The following is a 14637-nucleotide window of genomic DNA, read 5'->3' on the forward strand; positions in this document are numbered from 1 at the left end:
GCCAAGCGGCTTCGCTAGCCGTGCAGTTCGCGATAGGCGGCGACCGCCCCCGGGTGCAGGGGGACGGCGCCCGTGGAGATCAGGCTGCGGGCGTCGAGGAACTGCGTGCCGAGGGCCGGGACCGGGACCAGGCGGGCGGCCCGGCGGACCAGGACGTGGGTGAGGGCGGCGGCCACGGGGGCGGGGAGGCCGGGCCGGCAGAGCAGGAGGTTGGCGACGCCGATGGTGGGGACCTCGGGGGTCCTCCGGTACGCCCTGGCCGGCACCGACACCGCCTCCAGACCCGATCCCGCCGGGCCGAGGCCGGCGCGCAGCCGGGGCAGCAGACCGGACAGGGGCAGCAGGCGGATACCGGGGTCCGTGTCGAGCCAGGAGAGCACCGGGAGCGGTACGCCCCCGGCGACCAGCAGGGCGTCGATCGTTCCGGCCCGCATCGCACGGGCCGCCTCCGGCATCAGCAGATGCCGGACCCGTACGTCGGTGCCGGGGGTCAGGCCCGCGACGCGCAGCAGCCGGTCGCCGAGCACCGCTCCGCCGGACGCGGCCGCGCCCAGCGAGACGGTGCGGCCCGCCAGGTCGGTCACCGTGTGGAGGGGGGCGTCGGCGCGCACGGCCAGTTGCACGTAGTTCTCGTAGACCCGGCCGATCGCACGCAGCGGGACGCGGCGGCCGAAGGGCGGGGTGCCGCCGTACGCCGCCCACGCGATGTCCGACAGGGCCGGTGCCACATCGGCCCGCCGGGCCTGGAGCAGCCGTACGTTGTCCACGCTGCCCTCGCTGCTGACCACCTCGCAGGACAGCCGCGGGTAGGCGGCCGTGACCTGGGCGGCGAGCAGTCGGCCGAAGGCCGCGTAGAAGCCGTCGGTCTCGCCGGTCGCGATCCGCAGCTCTCCCTGCGGGCCGCTGTCCGCGCGCCGGGCGTCGGCCGCCGCCGAGCCCGCGAGCAGGCCGGTGCCCGCCACGCCGAGTGCGGCGCGCAGCGCGGTGCGGCGGGTCGTGCCGCGGACGGGGCCGGTCATGCCGTGTGCCCCTTCGGGAGTACGACCCGGACGCGCAGGCCGTGCGGTCGGGCCGCCGTGAACTCGACGTGTCCGGCGTGACCGGCGACCAGCCGCTCGGCGATCGCCAGACCGAGACCGCTGCCGCGTACCTCGCGGTGCCGCTCCGAGCGCCAGAAGCGGGTGCCCGCCCGGGGGAGTTCGCCGGTCGCGAGGCCCGGCCCGTCGTCCCGTACCTCCAGCACCGCGTCCGGGCCCTCGGCGAGGCAGCGCGCCTCCACACGGGCGCCGCTCCCGGCGTACTTGATCGCGTTGTCGAAGAGGATGTCGGCCACCTGGGCCAGCTCTCCCTCCGGACAGGCCATGAGAACGGCGGGGCCGGGAACGAACTCCAGGCGGACTCCGGCCTGTTCCGCCACCGGCTGCCACAGCCGGGCCTGGGCCGCGGCGACCGCCGTCGCGTCGCAGCACGCCTCCCGCGTGTCCGTGACGGCCAGTTCGCCGGCCCGGTGCTCGGCGTTCGCCAGGGTGAGCAGGTCGTCGAGGAGAAGCTCCATGCGTTCGAGTTCGGAGGTCACCCCGTTGTAGGTACGGGTGGCGGAGGTGCGCAGATGGGGCTGGAGCGAGTCGACGCGCAGCCGCAGGGCGGCCAGAGGGTTGCGCAGCTGGTGCGAGGTGTCGGCGACGAGCCGGCGCTGCTGTTCCAGCGCGGTGGTGACCCCGTCGGCCATGCGGTTGAAGCCGGTGGCCAGCTGGCGCAGCTCCGGCGGACCGCCGGCCCGCGCGTGCTCGGGCGGCAGCCCGGCGGCCAGGGTGCCGACCGCGCGGTCCAGGCGGTGCAGCGGCCGTACGACCCACTGCGTGGCCCGGCGGGCGAGCAGCACACAGGCCATGGCGAACAGACCCGCCCCGGCCAGGACAAGCGCCCAGCGCAGGGCGATGTCGTCCGCCGCGACCCGCACCGAGGCCCGCAGCACCACGGCACCGGACACCCTGGTGCCGGTGCCCACGGGACGGGCGAGCAGCCGGTCGGCCCGCGACCAGGGCCGCAGCGTCCCTCCGGGAGAGACGGGCTGGTTGCGCAGCGCCGCGTCGACCAGCCGGGCGACGGCCGGGTCGGCGGCGCGCAGGCCGCCCGTCTGCACCACCGGGGCGCGGCGGGCGTCCACGACCACGACGGCCTCGCCGTACAGCTCGGTGTAGCGCCGCACGTCGGCGGTGAGCGCGCCGGTGTCGTCGCTCTCTGCGGCCTGCTCGGCCAGCCCGGCGAAACGGTCGAGGTCGGCGGTGCGCGCCGAGACGAGCTGCTGGGTGCGCTGCGCCGAGGTGACGGCCAGCAGCGGGACGGCGAAGCCGGCCACCGCGAGGACCACGAAGGCCAGGACCACGGTGAGGACGCGGGTGCGCATGAACAGGGCCTGCCGTGAGAAAGCGGCTCAGTCGCCGAAGCGGTAGCCGAAGCCGCGGATGGTGGTCAGCACCTCGGGGCGGCCGAGCTTGGCCCGCACCTGGGTGAGGTGCACGTCGAGCGAGCGGGACACGGCGAGGAACGCGTCGCCCCACACCTCGTCCATCAGCTGCTGGCGGCTGACCGCCGTGCCGGCCCGGGCCGCCAGCGCGGCGAGCACCTCGAACTCCTTGGTGGTCAGCCGCACCTCCGCGCCGCCGACCGTCACCCGGCGGGCGTCGAGGTCGACCTCGACATCGGCGACGCGGACGGTGCGCGCCGCCGGGGCGGCGGGCGCCGCGCGGCGGGTGACGGCCTCGATACGGGCCAGCAGCTCGGCCAGCCGGACCGGCTTGACCAGGTAGTCGTCGGCGCCCAGCCGCAGGCCGCGCACCACCGACCGTTCGTCGCCCCGCGCGGTCAGCACCACCACCGGCAGGGGGCTGACCGCGCGCAGCTTGCGCAGCACCTCCAGACCGTCCAGGTCGGGCAGGCCGAGGTCGAGCAGCAGCAGGTCCGCCTGCCGGTGGCGGGCGAGGACGTCCTCGCCGCGCTTGACCCTGGCCGGCGTGTGGCCGTTGTCGTACAGGGCCTCGGTCAGCGCGCCCGCCACACCGTCGTCGTCCTCGGCCAGCAGCACCCGCACGGCTGCCTCCCTTCCCGCCTCGTCAGTCGCGAGACCGGGAATCGTCCTCGTCCAGCGGGGACGCGTCGGAGGTCTCGCGCATCCGAATGTAGACGAGCAGCGAGATCAGGACACAGGCGGTCACGTAGTAGAAGTACCAGTTCTCGTGTCCGGCCTTCTTGAACCAGAGGGCGATGTACTCGGCGGTACCGCCGAACACGGCCACGGTCAGCGCGTACGGCAGGCCGACGCCGAGCGCCCGGATCGAGGTCGGGAACAGCTCGGCCTTCACCACCGCGCTGATCGAGGTGTACAGGGAGCTGACGGCCAGCGGCCCGACCATGAGCAGGAACGCGTACACGGGGTCGCTGGTGTGCGACAGCAGGGTGAGCGAGGGCACCACCACCACGGTGCCCAGCGCCCCGAACGCGATCAGCAGGGGACGCCGCCCCACCCGGTCGGAGAGCAGCCCCATCACCGGCTGGAGCAGGACGAACACGAGCAGTGCGAAGAAGTTGATCCAGGCAGCGGTCGGCTTGGCGATGCCGCTGGTGTTGACCATGAACTTCTGCAGATAGGTCGTGTACGTGTAGAAGAACAGCGTGCCGCCCATGGTCAGCCCCACCACGACCAGGCACTGGCGCGGGTAGGACAGCAGCAGCCGCAGGCTGCCGCGGGCCGGGCCGTCCTGCTCCTTCTCGCCCTCCGAGGCGGCGCGCTCGAAGCTCTCGGACTCGTCCATGCCGCGCCGCAGCCACAGCACGATCACCGCTCCCGCGGCGCCGACGACGAACGCGATCCGCCATCCCCAGGAGTCCATCTGCGCGGGGCTGAGCACCTGCTGCAGCACGATCTGCAGGCCGAGCGCCGTCAGCTGGCCGGCGATCAAGGTGACGTACTGGAAACTCGAGTAATAGCCGCGGCGGCCTGGCGTGGCCACCTCGGACATATAGGTGGCGGAGGTCGAGTACTCACCTCCCACCGAGAGCCCCTGCAGCAGCCGCGCGGTGACCAGGAGGACCGGCGCGGCGACCCCGATCGAGCCGTACGACGGGGTCAGCGCGACGATCAGCGAACCGGCCGCCATCAGCGTCACCGACAGCGTCAGCGCCGCGCGGCGGCCACGGCGGTCGGCGTAGCGGCCCAGCACCCAGCCACCGATCGGCCGCATCAGGAAGCCGACGGCGAACACCGCCGCGGTGTTCAGCAGCTGGGCCGTCTGGTCGCCTGAGGGGAAGAAGACGGACGCGAAATACACACTGAACGCGGTGTACGCGTACCAGTCGTACCACTCGATCAGATTGCCGATCGATCCGCGGACGATGTTGCTGACGACCCTGCGTTCGTCGCGGCGCGGTTTCCGCGCACGCTCGGCGGTGGTCTGTGTGGCCATCGGAACTCCCTTGTCTGCGGCCCGGAAGCACACAGAGTCGACGGCGCGCACAGGGCCGCTCAATGTCGGGAGCCAAGTCCTTACAGTCCCTTAGGGAGGTCCCTCGCCATATGGTGACCACGGATGAATACTCAATTATCCTGGTTTGCACTCAATACCGTGTATAGCGATCAGGGTCCGGTGCTTCTTTGGGCAGGATGGCGCGATGACGCAACCGGGAACCACCGGGGACGAGCCGGTGGCGGAGCCGGTGCAGGCCGACGGCGAGGCGGCAACGGCCAGAGCGGTCGTGGACGCACACGGCAGGCTGACCGGGTGGAGCGAAGGCGCACGACGGCTGCTGGGGTACCAGGAGGCGGAGGTCACGGGCCGCTCCGCCACCCTGCTGCTCGCCGAAGAGCCGCCCGCCGACACGCTGCGGTCCATCACGGGACTGCGCCGGTGGAACGGCTCGGTGAGCCTCCGCCACAGGGACGGCCGCCTCGTCCGGGTGAGTCTGCTGGCCCACCGCCGTGAACGGGGCCCCTCGGGCGACGGCCACAGCCCCGAGTGGCTTCTCGTCTCGCCGGTCGCCCGCTCCCGTGCGGAGGTCGACGAGGACAGCCTGCTCGGGTGGTCACTCACCCAGTCCCCGTGCACCACGGCGCTCTACGACACGCGGCTGCGGCTGCTGCGGGCCAACGCGGACATGGAACGCGTGATGGGTCTGACCGAAGCCGAGATGCGCGGGCTACGGGTGTCGGAGATCGTCCTCGACGCGGAGAGCGACCGCACCGAGCACCTGATGCTGCGGGTCCTGGAGACCGGCGAACGACAGCACCTGCGGGCCGCACTGCAACTGTCCGGCGACCGGTGGGAGAGCCTGTGGTCGGTGACCCTGGCACCGGTGCGCGAACCCGACGGCACGGTGCAGGGCGTTCTGCTGTCCGCCCACAACATGACCGAGGAGCACCTGGCCCGGCAGCGCCTCGCCCTGGTCGCCGAGGCCGGGGTCCGTATCGGCACCACCCTCGACCTGACCCAGACCGCTCAGGAACTGGCCGACGTCGCCGTCGGGCAGCTGGCGGACTTCGTCACCGTGGACCTGCTCCCCGACATCGAGGACGACCAGGAGCTGCGCGCCATGACCCTGCCCAGTTCGGTCACGCTGCGCCGGGTGGCCAACCAGTCGGTCCTTCCGGGGTGCCCCGAAGCCGTGGTGGAGCTGGGTACGGTCGCCGTCTACCCGAACGTGTCACCGGCCGCCGAGGTCCTCGCCTCGGGACAGCCCCTGATCCATCAGGTGACCCCGGCCGGGGTGGCGAAATGGGAGAGCCAGGCCCCGGACCGGGCGGAACGGGTACGACGCTTCGGCTTCCACTCGGTCCTGGCGGTGCCGATGCGGGCCCGCGGCCACACGCTCGGCGTGGCCACCTTCACCCGGCACCGCAGTCCGGAACCCTTCATGGAGGACGATCTGCTCCTGGCACAGGAGATCACCGCCCGGGCCGCTCTGAGCATCGACAACGCCCGCCGCTACACCCGGGAGCGCACCACCGCGCTGACCCTGCAGAGCAGCCTGCTGCCGCAGGGCCATCCCCGGCAGCCCGCGGTCGACACCGCCTCGCGCTATCTGCCGGCCAGTGCCCAGGCCGGTGTGGGAGGCGACTGGTTCGACGTCATCCCGCTCTCCGGCGCCCGGGTGGCGCTCGTCGTCGGCGATGTCGTCGGGCACGGGATCCAGGCCTCGGCCTCCATGGGGCGGCTGCGCGCGACCGTGCGCACCCTGGCCGACGTCGACCTCCCGCCCGACGAGCTCATGACGCACCTGGACGATCTGGTGGACCGGCTGTCGGCCGAGAGCGAGGACGCACCCGGCAGCGTCGCCGACATAGGCGCCACCTGTCTCTACGCCGTCTACGACCCGGTCAACCGGCGCTGCTGCGTGGCCCGCGCGGGCCATCCCGCGCCGGCGCTGCTCATCCCCGGCAGCGAGCCGTTTCTGCTCGACCTTCCCGCCGGGCCGCCCCTGGGACTGGGCGGCCTGCCGTTCGAGTCGACCGAGATCGAGCTGCCCGAAGGCAGCCTGCTCGCGCTCTACACCGACGGTCTCGTCGAGGCGCGCGGACGCGACATCGACCAGGGGGTCGACGACCTGCTCAAGACGCTGGCCCGAGCGGGTTCCTCGTTGGAGAGCACCTGCGACGACGTGCTGCAGGCCCTGCTCCCGGACCGCGCGGCCGACGACGTGGCGCTGCTGCTGGCCCGGACGAAGGCCCTGGACTCCGCCCATGTGGCCACCTGGGACGTACCCCCGGAACCGTCCGAGGTCGCCCGGATCCGGAGCAGCGTCACTCGGCAGTTGCAGGAGTGGAACCTGGAGGAGGACGCGTTCGTCACCGAACTCGTGGTCAGCGAACTGATCACCAACGCCATCCGCTACGCCGAGCCGCCCATCGAACTGCGCCTCATCCTCGACCGCAACCTGATCTGCGAGGTCTCCGACGCCAGCAGCACCGCACCCCACCTCCGCCGCGCCCTCACCTACGACGAAGGCGGCCGCGGCCTGCTCCTGGTCGCCCAACTCAGCCGCAGATGGGGCACCCGCCACGCACGCCGCGGAAAGACCATCTGGGCGGAACAGGCCCTGTCGACCGGCGACTCGGGGCCGGGCGCGATGTGACCGGGGGAATCGCGTAGGCGGCACGTCCACAGACAGGCCCTACAACCCCGCGATCCCGTTCCACCGCTTCCCGAACTCCACCCGCTCCCTCGACGTGATGTCACGCGCGACGGCGAGCCGTCCGCGCAGCTCCGCGTCAGGGAAGATCAGCGGGTTCTCGGCGAGCGCGGCCGTCTCCTCGTCCTTGGCGGAGGCGAGGACCTCCCGGGCGGCAGGGACCGGGCAGACGTAGTTGACCCAGGCGGCGAGTTCGGCGGCGACCTCGGGATCGTAGTAGTAGTCGATCAGCCGCTCGGCATTCGCCTTGTGGCGGGCGAGGTTGGGAATCATCAGCGACTCGGCCCACAGTTCGGCGCCCCCTTCGGGGACGACGAACTCGATGTCCGGGTCGTCCGCCTGGAGCTGGATCACATCACCCGAGTACGCCTGACAGGCCAGGACGTCCCCGCTCGACAGATCCTTGATGTAGTCGTTGCCGGTGAAGCGCCGGATCTGACCCCGGTTCACCTGCTCCTCCACCTGGTCGCAGACCGTGTGGAAGTCGTCGGCCGTCCACCGGGTGATGTCGACGCCGTTGCCCTGCATCAGCAGGGCGAAGGCCTCGTCCAAGCCCGACAACAGCGTGACCCGGCCCTTCAGGTCGCTCGCCCACAGATCGGAGACCTGCCGTATCTCCCGGCCGGTCCTGCGCCGGTTGTACGCGATCCCGGTGATCCCGGACTGCCACGGCACCGTGCACCTACGGCCGGGATCGAAGGCCGGCGAACGCAACTGCGGGTCCAGGTACCTGGTCACGTTGGGCTGCCGCGCCCGGTCCATCTCCTGCACCCAGCCGAGCCGTACGAACCGCGCGCACATCCAGTCGCTGATGACGATCAGATCGCGCCCGGTGGACTGATGGTTCATCAGCGCGGGGCTGATCTTGCCGAAGAACTCGTCGTTGTCGTTGATCTCCTCGACGTAGTCCACCGATACGCCGGTGCGCTTCTCGAAGCCCTCCAGGGTCGGTCGCCGCGCCTGGTTCTCGTCGTCGGTGTCGATGTACAGCGGCCAGTTCGCCCAGATCAGCCGCCGGTCGGTGGCGGAGAGATCGGCGGCGGCACGGTCGCCGGGGCGCACATACGCTGCCGGCACACCGCACCCGGCCAGTCCGCCGAGCACCGCGCCGGAACCCAGCGCACGCAGCAGGGTGCGGCGGGAGAGCGGAGGGATCGTCGTCAGGGGCATTCGGGCAGCATGCCCCGCCCTTCCCCGACCGAACAGTCGAGATAGCATCCTGCGAGCTCGACCATCACGATCCGGGGGGATCCCTATGCACCGCACCATCCGCGCGGCCGTCTGTTCCGTCGCCGTCGTCGGTCTCGCGCTCGGCCTCAGTTCCTGTTCCGAGGCGGTGGACCAGGTCGACAAGGCCGTGGACGAGACGTACGAGGTCACCTACGAGGTGACGGGGAAGAACGTCGACTCGATCGAGTTCCACGGCGGTGGTGGCAAGGCCTTGGAGCCGAAGATCGATTCGGTGTCGAAGCCCGAGCTGCCCTGGAAGAAGACGGTCAAGCTGCGCGGCATCATGCCGGCGGCGGTCATGCCGGTCGCCGCGGATCCCGAGGGCGCACAGGTCGCGTGCAAGATCACCTACAAGGGCAAGGTGCTTGAGGAGCAGAGCGCCAAGGGGCTGGTGACCGCAGGCGGTTGCACCGCGGAGTCACCGGTCACGGGGTGACTCCGGGCAGGCCTGAGCGGGACCCCGCCAGGAGGTCCCGCCGTGCGACCGGGATCAGAAACGGTCCGGGGCGCGCTCCGGGAGCGGAGACCCGGGGAGTGCGTCCTGCTTCCGGTTCTTCCGTGCCTCCGCGTTCGAGTCGGCCGTCGCCTCGCAGGTCACGTCCTTCGCGGGGAGCTTGCCCGAGATCAGGTAGCCGGTGACCGTGCCGTCCGTGCAGGCGTTGCCGTTCGGGTAGACGCCATGGCCCTCGCCGCCGAGGACGGTGAGCATCTTCGACCCCTTCAGGGCGGCGTGCAGGGCCTGGCCGCTGGGCAGCGGGGTCTGCGAGTCCCACTCGTTCTGGACGACCAGGGAGCGGACCTTGTTGTTCACCTTGGTCGCCGGTTCCGCGGACTTGTCCCAGAACGCACAGGGCTTGATGCTGGACGCGAAGTCACCGTAGAGCGGGTATCGGCCCTTGTCCTCGATGGCGTCCTGCCGGTAGCTCTCGGGATCGCGGGACCACGCGGCCGAGTTGTCGCCGCACACCACGGCCCAGAAGCTCGCCGTCATGTTGTCGGACGGCACCTCGGCGGCATCGGCGGCGGCGCCCGCCGTCCCGGTCCCCACGGATCCGGTGAACGCCGCGAGCCTCTTCGCGGAGGCGGGCTCGCCGGCCGCCGCCTTCTTCAACTCCACGAACGCCTCGGTGGCTTCCTGAGGGCTGAAGACCGCACCGCGCATACCGCTGCGGATGTCATCACCCGTGATCGGCTGCCCCTCGAGTTCGATGGGCTTCTCGTCGGCCTGTGCGACCAAGTCCCAGAAGGTCCGGTCGACCTCCTTCGGGGTGTCACCGAGGCCGTACTTCTCCGAACGCTCGGCGGCCCACCCGGTCCACCGGTCGAACGCGGGCTCGGCGCCCTCCGCCCACCACTGGATCATCCCCCGCCAGGCGCGTGCCGGATCGACCGCGCTGTCCAGCACGAACCGGTCGGCCCGCCCCGGGAAGAGCTGGGTGTAGACCGCGCCCAGGTAGGTGCCGTACGAGTAACCCACGTACGAGATCTTCTTCTCACCGAGGATCGCCCGGAGCAGATCCATGTCGCGCGCGGTGTTGCGCGTGGTGATGTGCGCGAGCGTGTCGCCCGCCTTCTCCTCGCACTTGTTCGCGACGTCGCGTGCCCAGGCGACGTCCTTGTCGAACGTCTCCTCCTTGTACGGCCGCAGCCAGTTCTCCTCCTCCGGCGTCAGATCGCAGGAGACCGGGCTGCTCCGTCCCACACCGCGCGGGTCGAAACCGATGAGGTCGTACTTCCGCTGCGCGGACTCGGGGAGCGTTTCCCGCAGCCCCAGCGGCATGTAGAGCCCCGGCCCCCCGGGGCCGCCCGGGTTGGAGAACAGGACACCGCGGCGCTTGTCGGGCGCGGTGCTCCTGATCCTGGATATGGCTAAGTCGATCCGCTTGCCCCCGGGAACCCGGTAGTCCAGCGGGACTTTGATCGTGGCGCACTCGAACTCCGCCGGAGCGTCGGCTTCGCAGCGCTTCCACCGCGGCTTCTGCTGCACATACCGGTCCAGCGCGCCCTTGGCGGAGGCGGACGAAGGGGCGGTCGACGGGGTGGCGGCCGGAGCGGCGGTGGCCGTCGAGGTGGCGAGCGCGGGAGCCAGCATTGCCGTGACACTCACGGCCAACAGGGGCGCGAGACGTCGTCTGCGCACGATATCGATCCTTCCGGTCGCATGTTCGGACGGAAAAGATCCTTCCGGAACGGGCGACGCATGCGGATCACTCCCTGGGGTTGCGCTCCCCTCCACCCTGGGGATGACACAACATCCCTGTGTGGTACCCGAGTTGTAGGGCAACGCTCAACCGCGCCGGTGCCGGGCCGCCGGATGGGAGGCGGGCAGGCGGTCGCCCCGGCCGAACAGCTTCTGGCGCAGAGTGCCCTCCTCGTACGCCGTCTTCAGCAGGCCCCGCTTCTGCAGGACCGGCGCCAGCTGGTCGGCGAAGTCCGTGAAGGTGCCGGGGCTGGTGACGTACGCGAGGTTGATGCCGTCGACGCCGGCGTTCCGCCAGCGCTCGAGCTCGTCGGCGATCCGCTCCGGCACCCCGGCGACCGGCCGCGTCCAGGCGCGCGCCCGCAGCACCTCGCCGAACGTCCAGGTCTTGTCCGGCGCCCCCTCCACGAGTGACCGTACGAAGCCCTGCACGCCGTTCGTGTCGATCTCGCCGACCGGGGCGTCGAAGTCCACCTGTGACAGGTCGAGTTGGAGCGAGCCCGACATGTGCGCGGCGAAACCTTCGAGGCTGGTGTGCTCCCGGTAGTCGGCGAGCTTGCGCCGCGCCTCCTCCTCGGTGCTGCCCACGATGAGGGTCAGCCCCTGGAAGAAGAGGATGTCGCCGCCCTGCCTGCCGTACGCCGTCGCCCGCGCCCGGACGTCCTCCACCTGGGTCCGCGCGCCCTCCGGGGACACGGCCCCGAGGAACACGGCCTCCGCGTTCCGCGCCGCGAACTCCCGTCCACGCTCGGACGATCCGGCCTGGAAGAGGATCGGCGTGCGCTGCGGGGACGGCTCCGAGAGGTGGGGGCCGTTCACGCGGTAGAAGCGGCCCTCGTGGTGGACGTCGTGAATGCGGGCCGGGTCGGCGTAGACGCGTCGCTCACGGTCACGCAGGACGGCGTTCTCCTCCCAACTCCCCTCCAGGAGCTGGTAGAGCACGTCCGTGTACTCCTCGGCCCGCTCGTACCGCTCGTCATGGAGGGGAAGTCCGTCGAGTCCGAGCCCCTTCGCCGCCGACTCCAGGTACGACGTGACGATGTTCCAGGCGACGCGGCCCTTGGTGAGGTGGTCGAGGGTGGAGAGGCGGCGCGCGAAGTTGTACGGGGGTTCCTGGAGGACCGACTGGGTGAAGGCGAGGCCGAGATGCTCGGTGGCGTGGGCGAGGGCGGCGACGAGCAGCGACGGGTCGTTGACCGGGATCTGGAGCCCTTCGCGCACGGCCGTGTCGCGGGAGCCGCGGTAGGTGTCGTACGTCCCGATGACATCGGCGAGGAAGAGCGCGTCGAAGTACCCGCGCTCCAGGGTTCGCGCCAGCTCCGTCCAGGTCTCCAGGTCGGTGTACGAGGTCTGGCTCGTGTCGTCGCGCACCCACTGGCCGTGGTTGATGTGCGAGACGCAGTTCATGGCGAAGGCGTTGAAGCGCAGTGGGCGGGGTGCGGAGGCTTCGTCGGTCATCGGGTGGCTCCGGCGGTTGTGGTGGCGTGGTGCGGGTGCACGGCATCCAGCAGGGTTCGGGTGTACGGGTGTTGGGGTGCCGAGAACAGCTCCTCGGCGGGGCCCGACTCCACGACGCGGCCGTCCTTCATCACGAGGACGTCGTCGCTGACGTGCCGTACGACGCCGAGATCGTGCGAGATGAACAGATAGGCCAGGCCGAGGGAGTCCTGCAGTTCGGCGAGCAGGTCGAGGACCTGGGCCTGTACGGAGACGTCGAGCGCGGACACCGGCTCGTCGAGGACCAGGACGGCCGGGCTCGGCGCCAACGCCCGTGCCAGCGCGGCGCGTTGGCGCTGTCCTCCGGAGAGGGACAGCGGGTGCCGGTCGAGGGTGTCGTCCGGGAGGCCGACCTGTGCGGCGAGTTCCCTCACCCGGCGCGCGGCCTCGTCGGGCGTCGGCACCGGGTGTCCGGTACGCCGCAGTCGTACGGCGTCGATCAGCGAGCGGCGCACGGTCCAGCGCGGATCGAACGCGGACAGTGCGTCCTGGTGCACGAGTTGGATGCCGTGCCGACGCGGGCGCCGCTCCCGCTCCGGCAGCTCGCTCCACGGTTCGCCGTGCAGGGTGACCGTGCCGGCGTCGGGGCGGGTCAGCCCGAGCGCGATCCGGGCCGTGGTCGACTTGCCGGACCCCGACTCGCCCACGATGCCCAGGGTGCGCCCCGCCGCGAGCGCGAACGACACGTCACGCACGGCGTCCCGGTCGCCGAAGGCCTTGTGGACCCGGTCGGCCGTGAGCACGGCCCCATGGGGGCGCCCGCCGCTCTCGCGTGGGGCGGGGGCGTGCCGGGGTGCCTCTTCGGCCGGAGGGGTACCGTTCGCGTCCTCGGGCGACCGCGGGTCGGCGGGGGCGGGTCCCGGCGTGAGGCGCGTGCCCTTGGGATGACGAGCCGGGTCCGCGGCGAGCAGCGTCCGTGTGTACGGGTGCCGCGGGTCCTCCAGTACGGCCGCCGCCTCTCCCTCCTCGACGATCTCGCCGCCGCGCATCACCGCCACCCGGTCCGCGAGCCGTCGTACGACCCCCAGATCGTGGGTGATGAACAGCAGACCGCGCTCCCGGCTGCGGGCCGCCGCCAGGAGGTCGAGGATCTGGGCCTGCACCGTCGCGTCCAGGGCGGTCGTCGGCTCGTCCGCGATCAGCAGCGGCGGGTCGAGCGCGAGCGCGGTGGCGATCAGGGCGCGCTGGCGCAGCCCGCCGGACAGCTCGTGCGGACGCTGGGCGGCACGCAGCTCGGGGTCCGGGATGCCGACCTGCGTCATCACCTCCAGGACGCGGGCCCGCCGCGTGGCCCGGTCGCCGCCGCCGTGCAGCCGCAGGGCGTCCTCGATCTCCTTGCCGACCGGGCGCAGCGGGTCGAGCGAGACGAGCGCGTCCTGGAGGACGAAGCCGATGCCCCGGCCGCGGACGCGGCGCCAGCGCCGTTCACCCCAGCCGCGGACGTCCTCGCCCTGCCAGGTCAGCCCGTCCGCCGACACCCGCGCACCGGCACCGGTCAGGCCGACCAGGGTGCGGGCCGTGACGCTCTTGCCGGAGCCGGACTCGCCGACCAGGGCGACGGTCTCGCCGCGCCGCACGGTGAGGGACACACCGCGCACGACCTCGCGGTCGCCGAAGCCGACGGTCAGGTTCCGCGCGGAGATCAACGTGTCGTGAAGATCAGGGGCGTTGGAGGTCATCAGCTGCTCCTCACGTCGAGCCACGCCTGCAGACGGCGGCCGAGAACGGTCGTGGACAAGGTGGTCAGGACGATGAACAGGCCCGGGAAGAACGACGTCCACCAGGCGTACTGGAGGAAGGTGCGGCCGTCCGCGAGCATCGCGCCCCACTCCGCCGCGGGCGGCTGCGCGCCGAGGCCCAGGAACGACAGCGACGACGCCCACACCACGGACTGGCCGATCCCGAGCGTCGCGAGGGCGGCCAGCGGCCGCAGCACGTTGGGCAGGACGGTGCGCCGCACGACGCGCGCGGGGGAGTGCCCGAGGCCGCGCGCCGCCTCGACGTAGCCGGAGCGGACGACGGTGGTGGCCTGGGAGCGGATGAGCCGCGCGTACCCGGCGGCCTCCCCGATCCCGACCGCGATCGCCGCCGTCACCGCACCCGTACCGAACACGGCGATGAACAGCAGCGCGAGCAGCAGCCCCGGGAAGGCGAAGAGGACTTCGAGGACCCGGCCGACGGCGAAGTCCACGCGACGCCCGCCGAGTGCCGCGCTCAGTCCGAGCAGGATGCCGAGGCTCAGGGAGATCGCGGTGGCGCCCAGGCCGATGAGGAGGGACTGCCCCGCGCCGTACACGACGCGTGTGTACACGTCGCGGCCGTTCTGGTCCGTGCCGAACCAGTGCTCGGCGGAGGGGGAACGGAAGAACTCCGCGGGCTTGATCCCGTCCGGGGCGTACGACGTGAGCAGGCCGGGGACGAGCGCGGCGACGACCACCAGGGTCAGGAAGAGGCCGGCGGCGAACAGGCCGGGCCGCAGCCGCGTACGGGTACGGGCCGGGGCCAGAGATGTGGTCAGGGCGGTCACG

At 71.8% G+C, this 14637-nt stretch carries 11 protein-coding genes; 2 read left to right on the top strand and 9 right to left on the bottom strand.

Annotated elements, in window-relative coordinates; genetic code table 11:
* Nucleotides 1-14 precede the first annotated feature (14 nt).
* Genes ACFT4A_RS02220 through ACFT4A_RS02235 form a run of 4 tightly spaced genes read right to left on the bottom strand, consistent with a single transcriptional unit; the run spans nt 15 to nt 4463 of the window.
* A complete protein-coding gene (locus ACFT4A_RS02220) occupies nt 15-1019 on the bottom strand; it encodes a TAXI family TRAP transporter solute-binding subunit (RefSeq protein WP_382825135.1) in 1005 nt (334 codons plus the stop codon).
* Entirely contained in the window at nt 1016-2407 is a 1392-nt protein-coding gene (locus ACFT4A_RS02225; RefSeq protein ID WP_382825137.1) for a sensor histidine kinase, read from the bottom strand. Before ACFT4A_RS02225 ends, ACFT4A_RS02220 begins: the two co-directional genes overlap by 4 nt.
* A 27-nt stretch (nt 2408-2434) precedes the next feature.
* Nucleotides 2435-3091, bottom strand: coding sequence for a response regulator transcription factor (locus tag ACFT4A_RS02230; protein WP_382825139.1), 657 nt, complete (start codon nt 3089-3091; stop codon nt 2435-2437).
* Between the two features lie 22 nt (nt 3092-3113).
* Nucleotides 3114-4463: an MFS transporter gene (locus tag ACFT4A_RS02235; RefSeq protein WP_382825141.1), complete on the bottom strand. Its 1350-nt coding sequence runs from the start codon at nt 4461-4463 to the stop codon at nt 3114-3116.
* A 205-nt stretch (nt 4464-4668) separates the two neighbouring features.
* On the opposite strand from ACFT4A_RS02235, the gene ACFT4A_RS02240 reads away from it, so the two are divergent.
* Nucleotides 4669-7125, top strand: a complete 2457-nt coding sequence (locus ACFT4A_RS02240) for a SpoIIE family protein phosphatase (RefSeq protein ID WP_382825143.1) — start codon at nt 4669-4671, stop codon at nt 7123-7125.
* Between the two features lie 39 nt (nt 7126-7164).
* On the opposite strand, the gene ACFT4A_RS02245 is transcribed toward ACFT4A_RS02240, so the two are convergent.
* Nucleotides 7165-8352, bottom strand: a complete 1188-nt coding sequence (locus ACFT4A_RS02245; RefSeq protein WP_382825145.1) for a spermidine/putrescine ABC transporter substrate-binding protein — start codon at nt 8350-8352, stop codon at nt 7165-7167.
* An 85-nt stretch (nt 8353-8437) separates the two neighbouring features.
* On the opposite strand from ACFT4A_RS02245, the gene ACFT4A_RS02250 reads away from it, so the two are divergent.
* A complete protein-coding gene (locus ACFT4A_RS02250) occupies nt 8438-8848 on the top strand; it encodes an MmpS family transport accessory protein (protein WP_382825147.1) in 411 nt (136 codons plus the stop codon).
* A 54-nt stretch (nt 8849-8902) separates the two neighbouring features.
* Here ACFT4A_RS02250 and ACFT4A_RS02255 read toward each other — a convergent pair whose 3' ends face one another.
* The 4 genes from ACFT4A_RS02255 to ACFT4A_RS02270 form a co-directional block, all read right to left on the bottom strand.
* The gene (locus tag ACFT4A_RS02255) at nt 8903-10552 is read right to left on the bottom strand and encodes an alpha/beta hydrolase (RefSeq protein WP_382825149.1); all 1650 of its coding nucleotides are present in this window, start codon (nt 10550-10552) and stop codon (nt 8903-8905) included.
* A 147-nt stretch (nt 10553-10699) separates the two neighbouring features.
* Nucleotides 10700-12070: an LLM class flavin-dependent oxidoreductase gene (locus tag ACFT4A_RS02260; RefSeq protein WP_382825151.1), complete on the bottom strand. Its 1371-nt coding sequence runs from the start codon at nt 12068-12070 to the stop codon at nt 10700-10702.
* Entirely contained in the window at nt 12067-13788 is a 1722-nt protein-coding gene (locus tag ACFT4A_RS02265) for a dipeptide ABC transporter ATP-binding protein (protein ID WP_382825153.1), read from the bottom strand. Before ACFT4A_RS02265 ends, ACFT4A_RS02260 begins: the two co-directional genes overlap by 4 nt.
* A complete protein-coding gene (locus ACFT4A_RS02270; RefSeq protein ID WP_382825155.1) occupies nt 13788-14636 on the bottom strand; it encodes an ABC transporter permease in 849 nt (282 codons plus the stop codon). Before ACFT4A_RS02270 ends, ACFT4A_RS02265 begins: the two co-directional genes overlap by 1 nt.
* Between the last annotated feature and the right edge of the window lies 1 nt (nt 14637).

The organism is Streptomyces sp. NPDC057099, assembly GCF_042671245.1.
GTDB classification, from domain to species: domain Bacteria; phylum Actinomycetota; class Actinomycetes; order Streptomycetales; family Streptomycetaceae; genus Streptomyces; species Streptomyces purpurascens.